Genomic DNA, 13,493 nt, shown 5'->3' with positions numbered 1-13,493 from the left:
CCCGCCGAGCTCCCCGAGAGCGCCCCCGAACTACCCAACGCCACCAACACAACGGCCGATTGATCGGCTACACCACGACAAGGGACACGACCCGCGCGGGGCGGACGCGTACGGCGACGACGCCCCGGTCTTCGGCTTGCTGGAGCGGGCGGGTGAGGTCCGCGCGACCTTCTTCCGTACCCCGCCCCGTCGCCTGACCCTCACTCCCCTCGCTTCCGAAGAGGCCGACAGCCTCGCCGCCCACCTGGCCGACCTCGGCCACTCCCTCCCCGGCGTCAACGCGGACCAGGACACCGCCACTTCCTTCGCCGAGGCTTGGCAGCGGCACACGGGCGCGAGACCGACGATGCACGAGCGGGAGCGTCTGTACCGCCTGGGCACGCTCGCGCCACCGGAGCCGTTCCCTGACGGCCGGGCGCGAGTTGCGGGTGAGGAGGACCGGCGAGCAACTCATGCTCTGGCACCGCGAGTTCGTGACCGACATCGGAGGAACCCCCTCCGCGGACAACAGCTCATGGGCGGACACGCGCATCGCCGACGAACGCGTCACGCTATGGGAAACCCCGGACGGCACCCCCGTATCCATGGCGGGCAGGACTCCCATGGTCGCGGGCCAGATCCGGGTGGCCCCCGTCTATACCCCAACCCACCTGCGCGGCCGCGGTTACGCGGGCGCCGCGACAGTCGAGGTGAGCCGGGCCGCGCTTGCCGCCGGTGCGGCAGAGGTCCTGCTGTTCGCGGACCTGGCCAACCCCACCAGCAACGGCCTCTATCAGAGGATTGGGTACCGCCCGGTCGCCGACTTCGCGGTGTACGACTTCTAGTGGGCCGAGCCCGCACGGAGAGGCGCCGGGCGCCTCTGGCCCGCTCGAACGCATAATTCGTACATCTCCTGGGCGCCTTGTCTGAGGCGCTACATGTCGATGCAGTAGGCCATGTACCGGAGACGGGAGAACTGATGACCAGGGATGCCGCAGCCGAACAGGCAACCGCTGACACGCCAGTCACCGCGAGTGATGCCGACGGAGGCCGCTCGAAGTCCAGTGACGGTCCGACTCTCGATGAGATCCGCTCCTGGCCCGCTACGGTGAGCGTCCCCAAGGCCGCGACCGCGCTCGGCGTTTCGAAGACGCACCTTCACGCACTGATCAGACGAGGTGAGGCGCCAGTCAAGCTCGTGCCCCTCGGAGGCCGCCATCGCGTGATCACTGCTTCGCTGGTGCGTTTGCTCGAAGGCGCCTGACTGAGAGACGAACATGCCTCGCATGTGGTGCCCGAACTCGACTGTCGCACTCTGTTGTCAGCTGCTGCCTGCTGCCATGGCCTTCTGTACTTGTGGGTCCTTCGCCAGCCTGGCAGGTAGTTTGGTGCTGTGATCCAACCGAGCCTGTACTAATGCCGACACATCAAGCTGCGTCTCGCCGGCCGGGCTCCAGGGCGTCAACCGACCCATAGCGCGCAGGTTCGCACCTCGCAGGTCTGCACCGGTGAGCTTGGTCTTGTCGAGGTTTGCTCCACGCAGGTCCACACCTCGTAGATCCGCGCCGTTGAGATCTGCTCCGGCCAGGTCGGCCGCGGTGAGACCTCTAGCAGTTGTCAGGTCTACCCCGGTGAGGTTCGTGTAGCGCAGGTCCGCTACGGTCAGGTTTGTACTGCCCAGGTATGTTCCGCGCAGATCTGCATGCTCCAGGTTCGCACCGAATAGGTCGGCGGATTCGAGATTTGCCCGGCGTAGGTCCGCGTTCCTCAGGTCCGCGTTCTCCAGGTTCGCATCCAGCAGATCGGCGTGGTTGAGGTTGGCGTCGCGAAGAGTCGCGCCGGACAGATCGGTGGCCTCCGAGGGCAGGTAGTCCATGTTCACAATGTGCGGGCTTGATGCCTCACCGAGGTGGGCCCCGGCGAGGTCCGCGCCGGTCAGATCGGCGTTGGTCAGGTTCGTACCATCCAGATGGGCTCCGCGCAGGTATGTGTCGGACAGGTCTATGACAAGCTCATCGCTTGCCTCTCCGGTGTCCCTGGTTCGGAAGACTCCGATGGCGGCTTCTACGTCGCTCGCTGATTTTCCCGGAGCCGCGCCGCCTTTTTCTGGCTTCACGGCGTGGGCCCGGACATAGGCTGCGAGCACGTTCACGATGGTGGGATAGTCCCGTCGGGAGTCCTGCATGATGCGTTGCAGGGCGTAGATGCCGCCGAGCCGGACGTCCTGTGAGTCGCTGCCGAGATTTTGCACGGCGGCGTTGTACCGATCGGTGATCTGTCCTTCGAGAGTGAGGGCTTGGTCGCTGCTGACCTGCTTGATCGATATCAAGGTGGAGGCGGCCACGACCAGCGTGGCCATGGTGGCCAGCAGGCTGACGCTTCGCTCCAATCGTGGCCACCAGCCCGCTTCACGCGGCTGGCGCGTGCCGGCATCCGGGGTGCCCGCGGCGGCGCGGTTTCGCTGAGGGCCACGGCTCGGGCGCCGTGGCTGGCGTGCCCCTAACGGAGGGCGGGCCCGCGTAACCCCAGGTCTCGCCCTGCGCAGGATGATCCGGCGGAGTCGTGTAGTACGTGCCCAGGCTCGGGGCGTCCTCTCTGTCACGAGGGCCATTTGAACGGACATCAGCGCGGTATGCCGGTCGTTTAAGGAACATCTGCCACTGACCTACACACCGGGCATTGGCACTGCGGTAAAGCCGGGTCACACGCGATGGAGGAGGCGGGCGCTGAGCGGAGCGGGTCAGGACCCCAGCTTCGTGAACGGGGGAGGGCTGGTGTTGGTCAGGTGAGCCGGATACCGCGTGGTGTGCGGGGCTCGCGGGCGATGTAGCCGAGGGCCTCGATGCGCCTAAGGTGCCAGTGCACTGAGGCCTTGCTGCGCATGCCGAGCTGCTGGCCGATTTCCTTGATGGTAGGCGCTTCGCCTCGGTCGGCGATCGACTCGCGGATGCAGCGGAGGATGTGCTCCTGGGCGCTGGTGAGGTAGTCGACCTTGCGGTTCGCCATGCCAGAATTAGAGCGCGTGTTCGAATTCTATTGCAAGTTGACGTGCGCGAGCAGTTCCGCATTCCTCGAACCGCCGGATGGTTCCCGTTGTGGGGGTACGTCCACGTCCCTGTCGGAATGGAAGTGGGCGATCTCGCCGTGTGCTGAGGCAAGTGCCCGGCCAATGTCACAGCTCGGCTCCGCCTCCCCCAGGTCGGGCCAAGTAGCCAGTTGCCTGAGGCCATGTGTCGGCACGGTGGGACTCTCCAGGACCGGGAAGGTTAACGCTGCCGTCGGGAACCGACGTGTACGGCGAGCGTGGTGGGCGCGGTCGGGGGCGGATGTGTGTGCATCGCCTGGGCTTGGGTGCTGCGGGCGAGCGCCGCCTCGGCCCGTGGGTCGGGCTTGGCCATGTCCGCGCGGGTCACCGAGACCAGTGGGCGGTGGCGGTCGGGAATGTGGTCCAGGGCGCGCGGCACGGGGGTGGGGTCCGTGAACACGGCGGTGGAGGCGGCGATGAGGTGCTGCGGGGTGTACCGGCTGAAGAAGGCCTGCCAGCTCGGCGTGTACACGGGGTCGGTGCCGGCGGACATGCGCCACGTCGACTTCTCGGGCGTGAGCAGCTCGTCGTACTCGTGGAGCCAGCCGACGCGCATCTGATAGGCGGCGTGGCCGTCTGGCGAGACCATACGGAACGGCCGGGAACCGTGCACCGGCTCCCACTGGTGCCGCGCGGTCAGCGACGCCGGGCTGACACCCGTGTACTGCCGGCCGCCTCCGAGGTAGTCGGCGAAGTTGTTGTGTAGTCCGTCGACGAGGAGCTTGGTGAACGCGGCCACGATCTCGTTGGGCGTGTTCCGGTCGAACGTGGTGATCCAGTCGGGGACGCCGAGCGGGTCCTCGGCGTAGGAGATGGTCCACCCGCCGTAGAAGCTCTCCACGGCGTTGGCGACGCGCACGCGCTGGCATGGGCTGGTGTAATAGGTGTCGGTACCGAAGGCGACGGTCTTGGTCCAATCAGAGGCGAAATCAAGGGTGTTGAAGATGCTGCGCCTGTCGCCGGGGCCGGCGAGGTAGCTAGGGCTGACCAGGACGTCCGAATGCGGGTCGAGGGCGAAGGGATCCGGGCTGGGCATGAGAGGGCCTTCAAGAGGTGGGGCACGGGCGGCTGAGCCGCCCGTGTGGGGATACTCGGGCGTGGTTGCGCGACGGAATCTGGCTGCGGGCAGTGGACTCACCTGGTCCGGGACGGGTGGGAGAGCGCGGTGACGTATGCCGGAACGCGCGGCTGAGGGGCTGTGACGTGCGAGAACAGCTCGGAAGAAGCCGCAGGACTGCGGCGCACGGCCGCGCTCGCCCGTACGGCCTGCTGAGCTGTCACGCCGTGCTGGTCCGGGCGAGTCGCCGCGGCGTGTGATTTGCGGGCGAACTCGGCGAGTTCGGCGTACACGTGCGTGAGTCCTCGGGCTGCGGACGTCAGGGTGTACTCGGAGCCGCGCCCGGAGAAGGGGCTCGTGCGGGTGATGAGCTGGTCGGTCTGGAGCTGCGTGATGCGGTAGTGGAAGGAGCCGGTGGCCAGCGCGGCTTCGTCTCGCAGCTCACCGTTGGGAAGGGGGCCGTACTGCGCGAGGGCATGGAGGAGAGGGATCGTGCCTTTCCCGCGCAGCCGGCCGAGTGCGTCCTCTACGCGCTCCGCCTCCGCGAGCGACGACGTGTCGTCAGCGTGGTGGGCCCGGTGCCAGGCCGAGAGCGCACGGTGGACGGACTGTGTGTCGCGGCCGAGCGGTGTGAGGTCGTGCACCCCGACCTGAGGCCGGTCCAGGAGGCCGCTTGTCTGCATTCGGCGCACGATCTGGGCCATGGCATGGACACCCACCCACGGAAGTGCGGAGTTGATGTCGGCGAGGCGCATGGGGCCGTGCTGCTAGATGGTCTGCAGGGTCCAGGTCGTCTAACGCGGTGAGAGGCGGGCGACGGCCTGGTCGACCAGTTCGGTATGACGGGTGGGTGAGGGGGAGAGGTTGGGCACGGTGGGGTTCTCCGAAAAGTGGTTGAGCCGCCGTCAGCGGGACCGCGCGGTGCGTTCCGAGGTGGTGCGGTTCGCGGAGGTGGTCGTTGCCGCAGGCTGCTGGGTACCGGTGACCGGTCGCCCGCTGCGGTGGCGAGGAGAGCGGGCCGTAGCGGCTTGGGCGCGCCGGTCGTGCGTGGACGCGGTGGTGGCCGCCCGTTCGCGTTCCAGCCGAAGGGCTGCGGCGCGGTAGGCGGCCTGGTCCTGGCGCTCGCCGACCGCGAGCAGGTAGATCTCCCGTTTGTGCTGGGAGGAGGCGGGAGCGTCCCGGTACTGGATGACCAGTCGCCAGCGGGTCTCCGGGTCGACGTAGACCTTGTGGCAGCCGGCCAGTTCGCGCTGGAGGGCTGCGCCGCGTTCGTTGCCGTGGACCAGGTGCTGCAGTTCGAGCAGGGCCAGGTCGCGGATGTTCTCCGGTACGGCGCGCAGGTCGGCGAGGGCCTCGGGATGGGCGGCGAAGGCGTACCGTGCCCGGCTCATCGCGTGCTCCTACGGGAGTGCGTCGGGGCGGGTTCCGCTGATCGCGGTGGGGAGACGGGCGCGGGAGCTACGGCAAGCGCGTTGCCGCTGGTCGTGGAGCGAGCGCGGGCGGCTGCCGTCCGGCGGTCGGAAGCGCCCGGTGGGGCGGGTGCCAGGGGGAGCGGCGAGTCCCGCTCCATGACCCACGTGTCCGCTTCTTCGGCGCTGGCGAAGACGCCTTCCCGCACGGTGTAGGTGCGCATGTCTTTGGTCGTCTCTTCGAGGAAGAGGCGATACGGCGCATCCGCGGAGTCGGGGTGGCTGTCGTGGACGAGGGTGCGGACCTCGGCGCCGACGTCGAAGGAGCACGGGTTGTCGGTGTAGTGGTCGAGGACCTCGTAGCGGTTTCCGGGGTTGGTCCGGAGCAGGTCCGCAAGGCGTGCCGTGACCGCGTCGGCGGGACGGGGCCCGCGGTCATGGGACACCTCGGCGGCTTCCTTCGGGCAGCCCCGGCGGGTGAGCCAGTGCTGCGCCAGCGGAACGACCGGGTGGCGCTCGGACGCGAAGTCGAACGTGAGCTGCTCGAGGTCGCGGGTGATGTGCAGCGTGACGTACTCCGCAGTCCCGGGGATGTCCCAGATCGCGGATCGGTCGTACAGCAGCAGGTAGCTGTCGCGGCCGTCGGCGCTGTGGTGCTCGGCGAAGGGGACGAACAGGTCGTCCGAGAGCGTGACGGAGGAGAAGTCGTCCTCGATCTGCGCGGTGGCGGCGGGGAAGCCGTCGAGCCGGTAGTCCGGCGCAGGGGGTCCGTATGCGTCGGGCATCTCAGACTCCGGCGGGCTCAGGGGAGGCCAGCAGCCGGTGGTGGGGTCGGGTCGCGCTGGTGGTGCAGGCGCCGAACGGGCCATCTGGGGTGCGAAGTTGGAGCAGGGCCGGGTCGAGGTGGTCGCGGTGCCAGGTGGAGGGGCCGGTGAGGCCGGCCTGGACGTCGGTGAGTTGCTGCCAGGCGAGCCACAGGGCGTGTAGCCGGGCCACGGCTTCGGGGTGCTCCTGCCACTGCCCGCACCACGGGCGGCCGGTGGTGATCTCTCGTCCGTAGACCGGCAGGAGCAGGTTGTGCACCCAGTTGGTCAGCGCGGTCAGTTCTTCGGCGTACGCCTTGGCGCCGAGTGCCAGGATGAAGACGGAGGCCGGCCCGTCGGTGGCATCGCCTTCGGCCGGGGTGGAGTCCGATGCCGGACTGTCAGGGTGCACAGGATCGGCCGGCTCGCCGTCTTCCTGGGAGGGCTGGTCGTCGGTGAGCCGGGCGAGCGTCTCGCCCTGCTTGCGGCTCTCGGCGACGAGCCGGGTGACCGTGGCGACGAGGTCGTCCAGGTCGTGGTCCGGTATGCGCACCGGCTCGCTCTCGTGGGCGGGTTCGGACATGGCTACCCCTGGTGCAGGTTCTGGTGGATGGGGTGTCGAGGTTCCGGAGAAACGGGGGTTTGGCCCGGCCGGAAAAGGGGTGTAGAAGGCGCAGGTCAGCGCGGCGCTCGATGCCGGCATACGGCCCTGGGCGGGGCCAGGATCCGTAGGGCGCGAGCGGCCTGCTGGGGAACAACCCCGTTGCCCAGAACGGACAGTTGGGCGGGACGCCCCAGCCCGGGTGTGGCGGTCACCCAGTCGGCAGGTAGGCCTTGCATCCACTCCACGAACCGCGGACTGAGGCGGCCGGCGTCGCCGGTCGGCCGCGGTGCGGGACGGGTGGCGCGTTCCCAGCGGGTGATCGCGGCGGCGTACGGTCCCCAGATCTCGGCCCGTCCTGCCGGGGCTCCGGATCCCCGAACAGCGGCAGCGCCTGCGTGCGCGGGCTCCGGCTCGTGGCGCTCTTCCGGCGTCCCGCCGTGCGTGTGGGTGGGGCATCCGGGGTGGGCCGCAGGCGTGCTGCCGCCGAGGGCAGGGTCAAGTCCCCGTTGCCGTGGCGCTGGTTGGGCGGGGTCTTGGTGCAGTCGGAGGTCTTCGGGGTGGGCAGGAGCCACTCGATCTCGTCCGCGAGGTTCGGGCCGTGGCCGCCCTGTTTGCGTTTCGCCGGGTGCTGGCTGCCCCCGTTGGCCCCCAGGTTGCTGGTCGGGGTCTTGAGCAGCGGTGATCCGTCGGGATGGCCAGGCGGCGAGGAAGACCCGCTCCCGGCGGTGTGGGGCTCCGACGTCGGAGGCGCGAAGCACACACCAGCGCGCATCGAACCGGATGTCGGCCAGGGAGCCGAGTACGGCACCGAGTGCGCGCACAGCAGGCTGGCCTGCGGTGTCTCCCAGACACCACGGGCAGAGTTCCACGTCGCCAGGGGAACCGGCGGGCGAGGTGAGGAGCCCTCGGACATTCTCGATCACCACCAGGCAGGGGTTGAGGGCTTCGATGGCACGGATGACGTGGTGCCACAGGCCGGAGCGGGTGCCATCAGCCAGTCCGGCGCGGCGGCCGGCGACGGAGACGTCTTTGGCAGGGGAAGCCGGCCGTGACGACGCACACCTCCGGGACCTCGGCCCAGTTCACGGCCGTGATGTCGCCGAGATTGGGCACGGTTGGCCAGTGGCGGGCCAGGATCCGGGCGGCACCCGGATCGATCTCGGCGTGCCAGGCGAGCGTGCCTCCGAGGGCGGCCTGGACGCCGAGGTCCAGGCCGCCGTAGCCGGAGCACAGGCTCCCGATCAACGGTGGCGTGCCCACCGAGGCCAGGTCAGCGGCCATGACGGGGTGCCGGAGTGTAGGCGAGCCGGACCGGACCCGGGGCGGGCGGCTCCACGGGCAGGCGGTAGATCGAGTTCGTCGGTCGGGCCGAACGGCTCAACGCCGCGAGTATGCGTGGTGGCGTGCCCTCCAGCCGGTCCGCCGCGCCCCGCAGGGTGTCGCTCACCTCCTGGAGATCGTCGCGTACGAGCTCCATCCGCTCCTGGACGACGCGGAACGCCGCCGCACGGGCGTCGCGTAGATCCGCCGAGTCGGGGGCCTCGGCGAAGCGGCGCAGGAAGCCGAACTGGGCGTACGCCTCGGTGTAGTTCTCCATCGCGCGACCTGCGGGCACCGCCGCCGACGTGTACGCGTCGATGACCGGCCCGAAATCGAGCCCGGGGTCCTCGTCGACGGCCCGGAAGAGGACCTCGTCCGACAGGTCCTTGACCAGCCCTGTCAGCGTGGCCAGTTGCCGGGACGCGGTGGCGAGATCGAGAAGATCGCTCGGGGCTTCGGGGACGGTGATCTGACCCCGCAGCTGGGCGAACTCCCGGGCAACGGCGTACAGCTCGTCCTTCTCCAGGCCGGCGCGACCGGTGTGGTCTGTCATGACGGGCTCCGGCGGGTGGCACGGTCGGGAGCAGGGGCGTGCGGGGCCGCGGAGGCCATCGGAGCCGAGGCGCCGGTGGCGTAGGGGCGGCTACGGGAACGTGCCGCGTCGATGCGGGTCTCCGGCGGGGCTGCGGCCGGCAGGCTGCCGGTACGAGGTGGTGCGGGCTCGGTGCCGGATGCGGCCCGGAGGCGGCGCCGGACCTCGTCGAGAGGGCCCAGGGCGTGCAGGGCGTATCCGATCAGCCGTCCCGGGGCCAGGGACTCGTCGTCGGCCAGGGCGCGCACCTGACGGGCGGAGGCCGCGGCCGTGCGGACGAGCGAGGCCTGCACGACCTGCTCGCCGAAGTGCTCGGCCACCCCCGAGAAGGACAGCGGGTCGCAGATCCGCAGGACGCGTTCGGCGTCGAGCGTCCCGTCGGACAGCGCGCCCCGGCGCTGGGTTTCCCACAGCACGGTCAGCTGGTCGATGGGCTCGCCCCGGTGATGCAGGGCGCCCAGGGCGCGGTAGATCTGCTGATGGCCGGTGTCCGCGAAGTCGCCGGGACGCAGCCAGTCGACGACGTCGAGCAGCTGCTCGGGCCGGGCGCTGACGCAGCCGAGAAGGAACTCCTCGTCGGCGAGGACCTGTTCGTCGACAGACTGAGGCTGCTGCGAGGACGGCGTGACCGAAGCCGGGGGCGTCACCGGCTGCGGCTCGGTGCCCCACCGGTGGGCGAGATCGGCGAGCACGTCGGCCAGGACCTGGGCGTGGTGGACCGTCTCCTCGACGCCACCGCGGACGGCGTCGGCACGCGCCGCTTGGTGGAGACGGATCGCGTGCTGGGTGACGCTGCGGTGGATGGCGCCCTCCAGGACCATCCGCCCGTAGACGGGGGCATGGGTGGGCCGGGGACACGCGGAGATCAAGGAGTGGGCGTAGGACGCGGTGAGCCCACGGGTCCGGGTGCCGGCCTCCTGCACGGTGTCCGTCACCCAGGACAAGGGGATCGGGTCGCCGTTCTTCCCCGTTGTGGCCGGGTGTGCGTCGGCGCGGAGCTTGAGCATCGCGGCGTAGAGAGCGGCGTGTGCCGGACGGGAGAAGTGTTCGGGCCGCAGCCAGGGCGAGAGATGGTCGAGCTGAGCGGGGTCGAGGAAGACCGAGCCCAGGACCGCCTGCTCGGCCTGGACGAGCGGCGTCATCGCCGGTCCTTCCGCGCGGCCGTGCGCTCGGTGCGCAGCTTCGCGACGGCACGGTCGGCAGCGGCCATGTCGGCGGCGAAGCGGTCCAGTTCGCCGGTGAAGACGGGGTCCGAGGCGGAGATGGTGCCGGTCTGGGTGACCAGCCACCATGCGCCGCCGCGGCGTACGGCGGGGGTGCCGGCAAGCCGCTCGGACGCGTGGATGGAAGCCCAGGTCGGTACGGGGTGGGACACAGGAGCACCTCAAGAAGAACTAAGGGGAGGGCGAGCAACGGCTCAGGGACGCGATGGCCGTACGTCCGCGTCTCGTGCGCGAGTCATGCCGGGCCGGGGCGGTCATGCCGCCGGTCCGAAGTCGTCGCGGTGCAACTGCTTGGCCAGCGCGCGCTCGGTGATGGCCGCGGTCGCCTGGGCGGAGGCGGCGCCGAGCCGGTCGGCGTCTGGCTCGCGGTACCAGGGCTTGAGGTGGAGGAGTGCGGGGCGGACCCCGGTGGCCAGCAGTAGTGCGGAGCCCTTGGGCAGGGCCCGGATCGCGTCGGCCGGCAGCACGCGCTCCTGGCGCATCGACACCGACGTGGATTTACCCGACTCGCTGGTGGACACGGAGACGGTACGTACGTCGTGGTCGCCGACGAGGCGGGAGAGCTTGTCCGCGAAGTCGGCGTCGTCGATGCCGGAGCCGACCAGCTTGATCGTCGCGGCGGACCACAGGGCGTCCATGCCGGCCTCGCCCCAGACCCGTACGCCCTGGCGGTAGGACTGCAGGATCGTGATCGGGATGACTCCCCGGGAGCCGAGGTGGGAGTAGAGGTCCGGCAGGTCGGAGATCTTGCACACGTTGGCGGCCTCGTCGAGGATCGCGAGCAACGGGGCGTCGAGGCGCCCGCCGTCGCGCTCGGCCTGGATGACGGCCGCGCGCATCACCGCGTCGGCGGCTGCGGCGATGATCGCCGAGGCGGAGCCGCCGCCGTCCTTGGACAGCAGGAACAGGGTGTCCTTGCTGGTCGCGAACGCCTCCGGCTTGAACTCCCGGACCTTCTCCAGGCCGTTGGGCGGGGTGACCCAGGCGGCGATGCCGGGGTCGAGGAGGCAGCTGGCGTACTGCCGGGCCGTTTCGAAGATGCCGTCGCGGGTCTCGACGGCTCCGGCCACGGTGCCCTGGAGCTGGGCGGCGACGGCGTCGAGGCCGGCGTCCTGCAGGAGGTCGATGGGGGTGCGGTCGGCGGGGGAGGCGAGCCAGGCCAGCACGTCGGTGATCGGCCGACCGTCGCGGGCTGCGGCGAGGAACAGTGCGGTGAGGGTGTTGGCGGCGGCGGTGGACCAGAAGTCGCCCGCGCTGGACTCGTCCACGGAGGCGGTCACGAAGTGCCCGGCCAGCCTCCGGGCCCCGGCGAGATCGTGGGCGTCGGCGAGGATGTCCCACCACATGGTCCGCGGGGCGTGTGCGATCTGCTGCGGGTCCAGCGTCCACACCGTGCCCACTCGGGAGCGCTCGTCGAGCGTCGCCGTGAAGGCATCGCGGGCCGCCTTGTTCGAGGTCAGCAGGACCGGGCCAGGGGCGCGCAGAATCGCGGGGATCGCCAGGCCCGAGGTCTTCCCGGAGCGGGGTGCCATGATCGCGAGGAGCACGTCCTCCCAGGAGGAGCGGACCTCGGTGGCACCCGGCTTCAACGTGCCCAGCAGCACGCCGCGGTCGTCCGGGGTGACGGCCTTGGGCTTGGTGCCCTTCAGGCTGGGCCGCAGCTCGATGGCCTTCGCGGCGATCTTCTTGGGCAGCAGGTCCGCCAGGTCCCGCTGATCGGCCAGCCCGTGGGGATTCCGGCGAACGCGCAACCACAGCCGGCCGCCGAGGACGGATGCCGCGATCAGCGTGACGGCGGGAAGCAGGTAGCAACCGGTGAGGACAGCGGGCCGAGCAAGATGCGGCCAGACCTGTTCAGGGTGCAGGAGCGCGTCGGTCGGCTGGAAAGCGGCCGATGGATCGGAGCCGACCAGGGCGTTGGCGAGATTGCCGAACAGCCAGGCCAGCGAGCCTCCGACCATGCCGAGACCGGCTATGCCGATCAGGAGGTAGAGGAGGAAGTCGGTGCCGGTGGTGGTCGAGGGCGTGCTGGTACGCGGAGATGGCAAGGCGGGATCCAGAGGGGTGCGGACCTACGGGTGGCGGCGGGGCGGCGAGTTGGTCTGGCGATCACGAGCGGGCTCCTGGCGGTTGTGGCGGTGAGCAGGGCAGTTGGACAGAACGGCGGGAGAGTGATCAGCGAGACCGGCCCGGCCGGGGCGTGGTGGGCGGCGTGGCGGAGGGCGCTTCGGCGGCGGGCGTGGCTCCGGTGCGTGGGCGCGGAGCGGTCGCGTTGTAGCTGGCGACGCCTTCCTGCCAGCTCCGCTTCCGGGGCGGTCCGAGCCTCTGCATCTGGTGGCCGGCCTCGCGCATGTCCTCGGCGAGAGAGGTGAGCGTGGCAGCGGTGTCCTCGCAGAGGTGGGACAGGTACCAGCCGTCATCGGTGTCGGCGACGTTGGCCTGCGTGGCCGCGGCCTCGAAGAACTGACCGAGGCGGACGAGGACGCCGTCGTCCGGATGCACGACGTGCTCGACGAGGTCGGCCGCCCTCGCGTACGTCTCGGCTCCGTTGAGCCGGTCGGTCAGGGAGAGAATCTGCTGCCCGTAGACGCGCGTGCCGCGGGGATCGGTGGGCGTGGTGATCCGGGTGACGTCCAGGCCGGGATCGAGTTCGACCTGGTAGCCGACTGCGGTGAGCATTCGGGCGGCATGGCTGGCCATCTGGTTCTCGCGCTCCTCGCCCATGTCCCAGGGCAGGCGGTACCAGAAGGAGCGTGGTGTGGTCTCGATGACGAAGCCCGCGCGCTTGAGGAGGGTGACAGCCAGCTCGTCCCCGCCTTCGGCGATGACGTTCCCGGTCGGCTCGCGGGTGATGACGACGTTGGGTGTGGTGGACATGGAGGCCTCCGCGGGCGGGTCAGAAGTGAGGGTTCTCGGTGGGCCGGTCGCCCGCGGTGGCGGCTGCCAGCAACTCGGGGAGGTCAGCGGGGGCGGCGTCGCGCTGGTCCAGCCACCACCCGGCACGCGTCAGGGGCCGCGCGGCGTCCTCGATGGCGGTCCACTCCGTCTCGCTGGTGGTGCCTTCGAGGACGAGGGCGGTGTACGCGGCGGCCATGAGCTGGTGGCGGCAGCGGTTGCCCCAGGCGATGGCGCGGTCGGTCCCTTCCAGCGCAGGCATCCGGTACCGCGTCGACCATTCCTCGGCCTCCGCCTGCTCGGCGGCCCGCTTCTTGGCCAGCCACTCGGCCTTGGACTCGGTGTCCTCGCCTTGGGCGGCACGCCAGCAGTCGGTGCAGTCGCGCCCGGCGAGCCAGCGGGCGTAGCCGGCACGCCGGTCGGCCGGACGGTCGGAGAGATCGACCTGAGTGGTGTCTCCACAGGCGTGGTCGATGGTCCAGATCTTCTTGACGGCCATGAGCCGGACTCCTTGTGTGATCGAGAG

At 70.2% G+C, this 13,493-nt stretch carries 17 protein-coding genes and 1 pseudogene; 2 read left to right on the top strand and 16 right to left on the bottom strand.

The window, feature by feature from the left end:
* Positions 1-94: 94 nt before the first annotated feature.
* Positions 95-824 (top strand): annotated as a pseudogene (locus AB0958_RS36540) (GNAT family N-acetyltransferase); the annotation flags it as partial.
* Between the two features lie 134 nt (positions 825-958).
* A complete protein-coding gene (locus AB0958_RS36535; protein ID WP_366894771.1) occupies positions 959-1,243 on the top strand; it encodes a helix-turn-helix domain-containing protein in 285 nt (94 codons plus the stop codon).
* Between the two features lie 57 nt (positions 1,244-1,300).
* Here AB0958_RS36535 and AB0958_RS36530 read toward each other — a convergent pair whose 3' ends face one another.
* From AB0958_RS36530 to AB0958_RS36455, 16 genes are all read right to left on the bottom strand, one after another.
* Entirely contained in the window at positions 1,301-2,338 is a 1,038-nt protein-coding gene (locus AB0958_RS36530; protein ID WP_366894770.1) for a pentapeptide repeat-containing protein, read from the bottom strand.
* A 422-nt stretch (positions 2,339-2,760) separates the two neighbouring features.
* Positions 2,761-2,985, bottom strand: coding sequence for a hypothetical protein (locus tag AB0958_RS36525; protein ID WP_366894769.1), 225 nt, complete (start codon positions 2,983-2,985; stop codon positions 2,761-2,763).
* 27 nt (positions 2,986-3,012) lie between these two features.
* Positions 3,013-3,219, bottom strand: coding sequence for a luciferase family protein (locus AB0958_RS36520; RefSeq protein ID WP_366894768.1), 207 nt, complete (start codon positions 3,217-3,219; stop codon positions 3,013-3,015).
* Positions 3,220-3,245: 26 nt separating this feature from the next.
* Positions 3,246-4,100 (bottom strand): DUF317 domain-containing protein, encoded by an 855-nt coding sequence (locus tag AB0958_RS36515; RefSeq protein ID WP_366894767.1) that lies wholly within the window; start codon positions 4,098-4,100, stop codon positions 3,246-3,248.
* 98 nt (positions 4,101-4,198) lie between these two features.
* Complete coding sequence (locus tag AB0958_RS36510) at positions 4,199-4,876, bottom strand: hypothetical protein (protein WP_366894766.1); 678 nt, start codon at positions 4,874-4,876, stop codon at positions 4,199-4,201.
* Between the two features lie 150 nt (positions 4,877-5,026).
* Complete coding sequence (locus tag AB0958_RS36505; RefSeq protein ID WP_366894765.1) at positions 5,027-5,512, bottom strand: hypothetical protein; 486 nt, start codon at positions 5,510-5,512, stop codon at positions 5,027-5,029.
* Positions 5,509-6,315, bottom strand: a complete 807-nt coding sequence (locus AB0958_RS36500) for a hypothetical protein (RefSeq protein WP_366894764.1) — start codon at positions 6,313-6,315, stop codon at positions 5,509-5,511. The genes AB0958_RS36505 and AB0958_RS36500 overlap by 4 nt, the downstream gene beginning before the upstream one ends.
* A gap of 1 nt (position 6,316) precedes the next feature.
* Positions 6,317-6,916 carry a DUF4913 domain-containing protein gene (locus AB0958_RS36495; RefSeq protein WP_366894763.1) on the bottom strand — a complete coding sequence of 200 codons (600 nt, stop codon included), beginning with the start codon at positions 6,914-6,916 and terminating at the stop codon, positions 6,317-6,319.
* Between the two features lie 95 nt (positions 6,917-7,011).
* Positions 7,012-7,935: a DNA cytosine methyltransferase gene (locus AB0958_RS36490; protein WP_366894773.1), complete on the bottom strand. Its 924-nt coding sequence runs from the start codon at positions 7,933-7,935 to the stop codon at positions 7,012-7,014.
* A complete protein-coding gene (locus AB0958_RS36485; RefSeq protein ID WP_366894762.1) occupies positions 7,928-8,218 on the bottom strand; it encodes a DNA cytosine methyltransferase in 291 nt (96 codons plus the stop codon). Before AB0958_RS36485 ends, AB0958_RS36490 begins: the two co-directional genes overlap by 8 nt.
* Complete coding sequence (locus AB0958_RS36480; protein ID WP_366894761.1) at positions 8,208-8,810, bottom strand: hypothetical protein; 603 nt, start codon at positions 8,808-8,810, stop codon at positions 8,208-8,210. Before AB0958_RS36480 ends, AB0958_RS36485 begins: the two co-directional genes overlap by 11 nt.
* Positions 8,807-9,991, bottom strand: a complete 1,185-nt coding sequence (locus AB0958_RS36475) for a DnaB-like helicase N-terminal domain-containing protein (protein ID WP_366894760.1) — start codon at positions 9,989-9,991, stop codon at positions 8,807-8,809. Before AB0958_RS36475 ends, AB0958_RS36480 begins: the two co-directional genes overlap by 4 nt.
* The gene (locus AB0958_RS36470) at positions 9,988-10,224 is read right to left on the bottom strand and encodes a hypothetical protein (RefSeq protein WP_366894759.1); all 237 of its coding nucleotides are present in this window, start codon (positions 10,222-10,224) and stop codon (positions 9,988-9,990) included. Before AB0958_RS36470 ends, AB0958_RS36475 begins: the two co-directional genes overlap by 4 nt.
* A gap of 102 nt (positions 10,225-10,326) precedes the next feature.
* Positions 10,327-12,120, bottom strand: a complete 1,794-nt coding sequence (locus AB0958_RS36465; protein WP_366894758.1) for a TraM recognition domain-containing protein — start codon at positions 12,118-12,120, stop codon at positions 10,327-10,329.
* Positions 12,121-12,247: 127 nt separating this feature from the next.
* A complete protein-coding gene (locus tag AB0958_RS36460) occupies positions 12,248-12,949 on the bottom strand; it encodes a hypothetical protein (RefSeq protein ID WP_366894757.1) in 702 nt (233 codons plus the stop codon).
* A gap of 19 nt (positions 12,950-12,968) precedes the next feature.
* A complete protein-coding gene (locus AB0958_RS36455; protein WP_366894756.1) occupies positions 12,969-13,466 on the bottom strand; it encodes a hypothetical protein in 498 nt (165 codons plus the stop codon).
* Between the last annotated feature and the right edge of the window lie 27 nt (positions 13,467-13,493).

It is taken from the genome of Streptomyces sp. NPDC006655 (assembly GCF_040703965.1).
Classification (GTDB): Bacteria; Actinomycetota; Actinomycetes; order Streptomycetales; family Streptomycetaceae; genus Streptomyces.
This window is presented reverse-complemented; position numbering and strand designations above follow the sequence as displayed.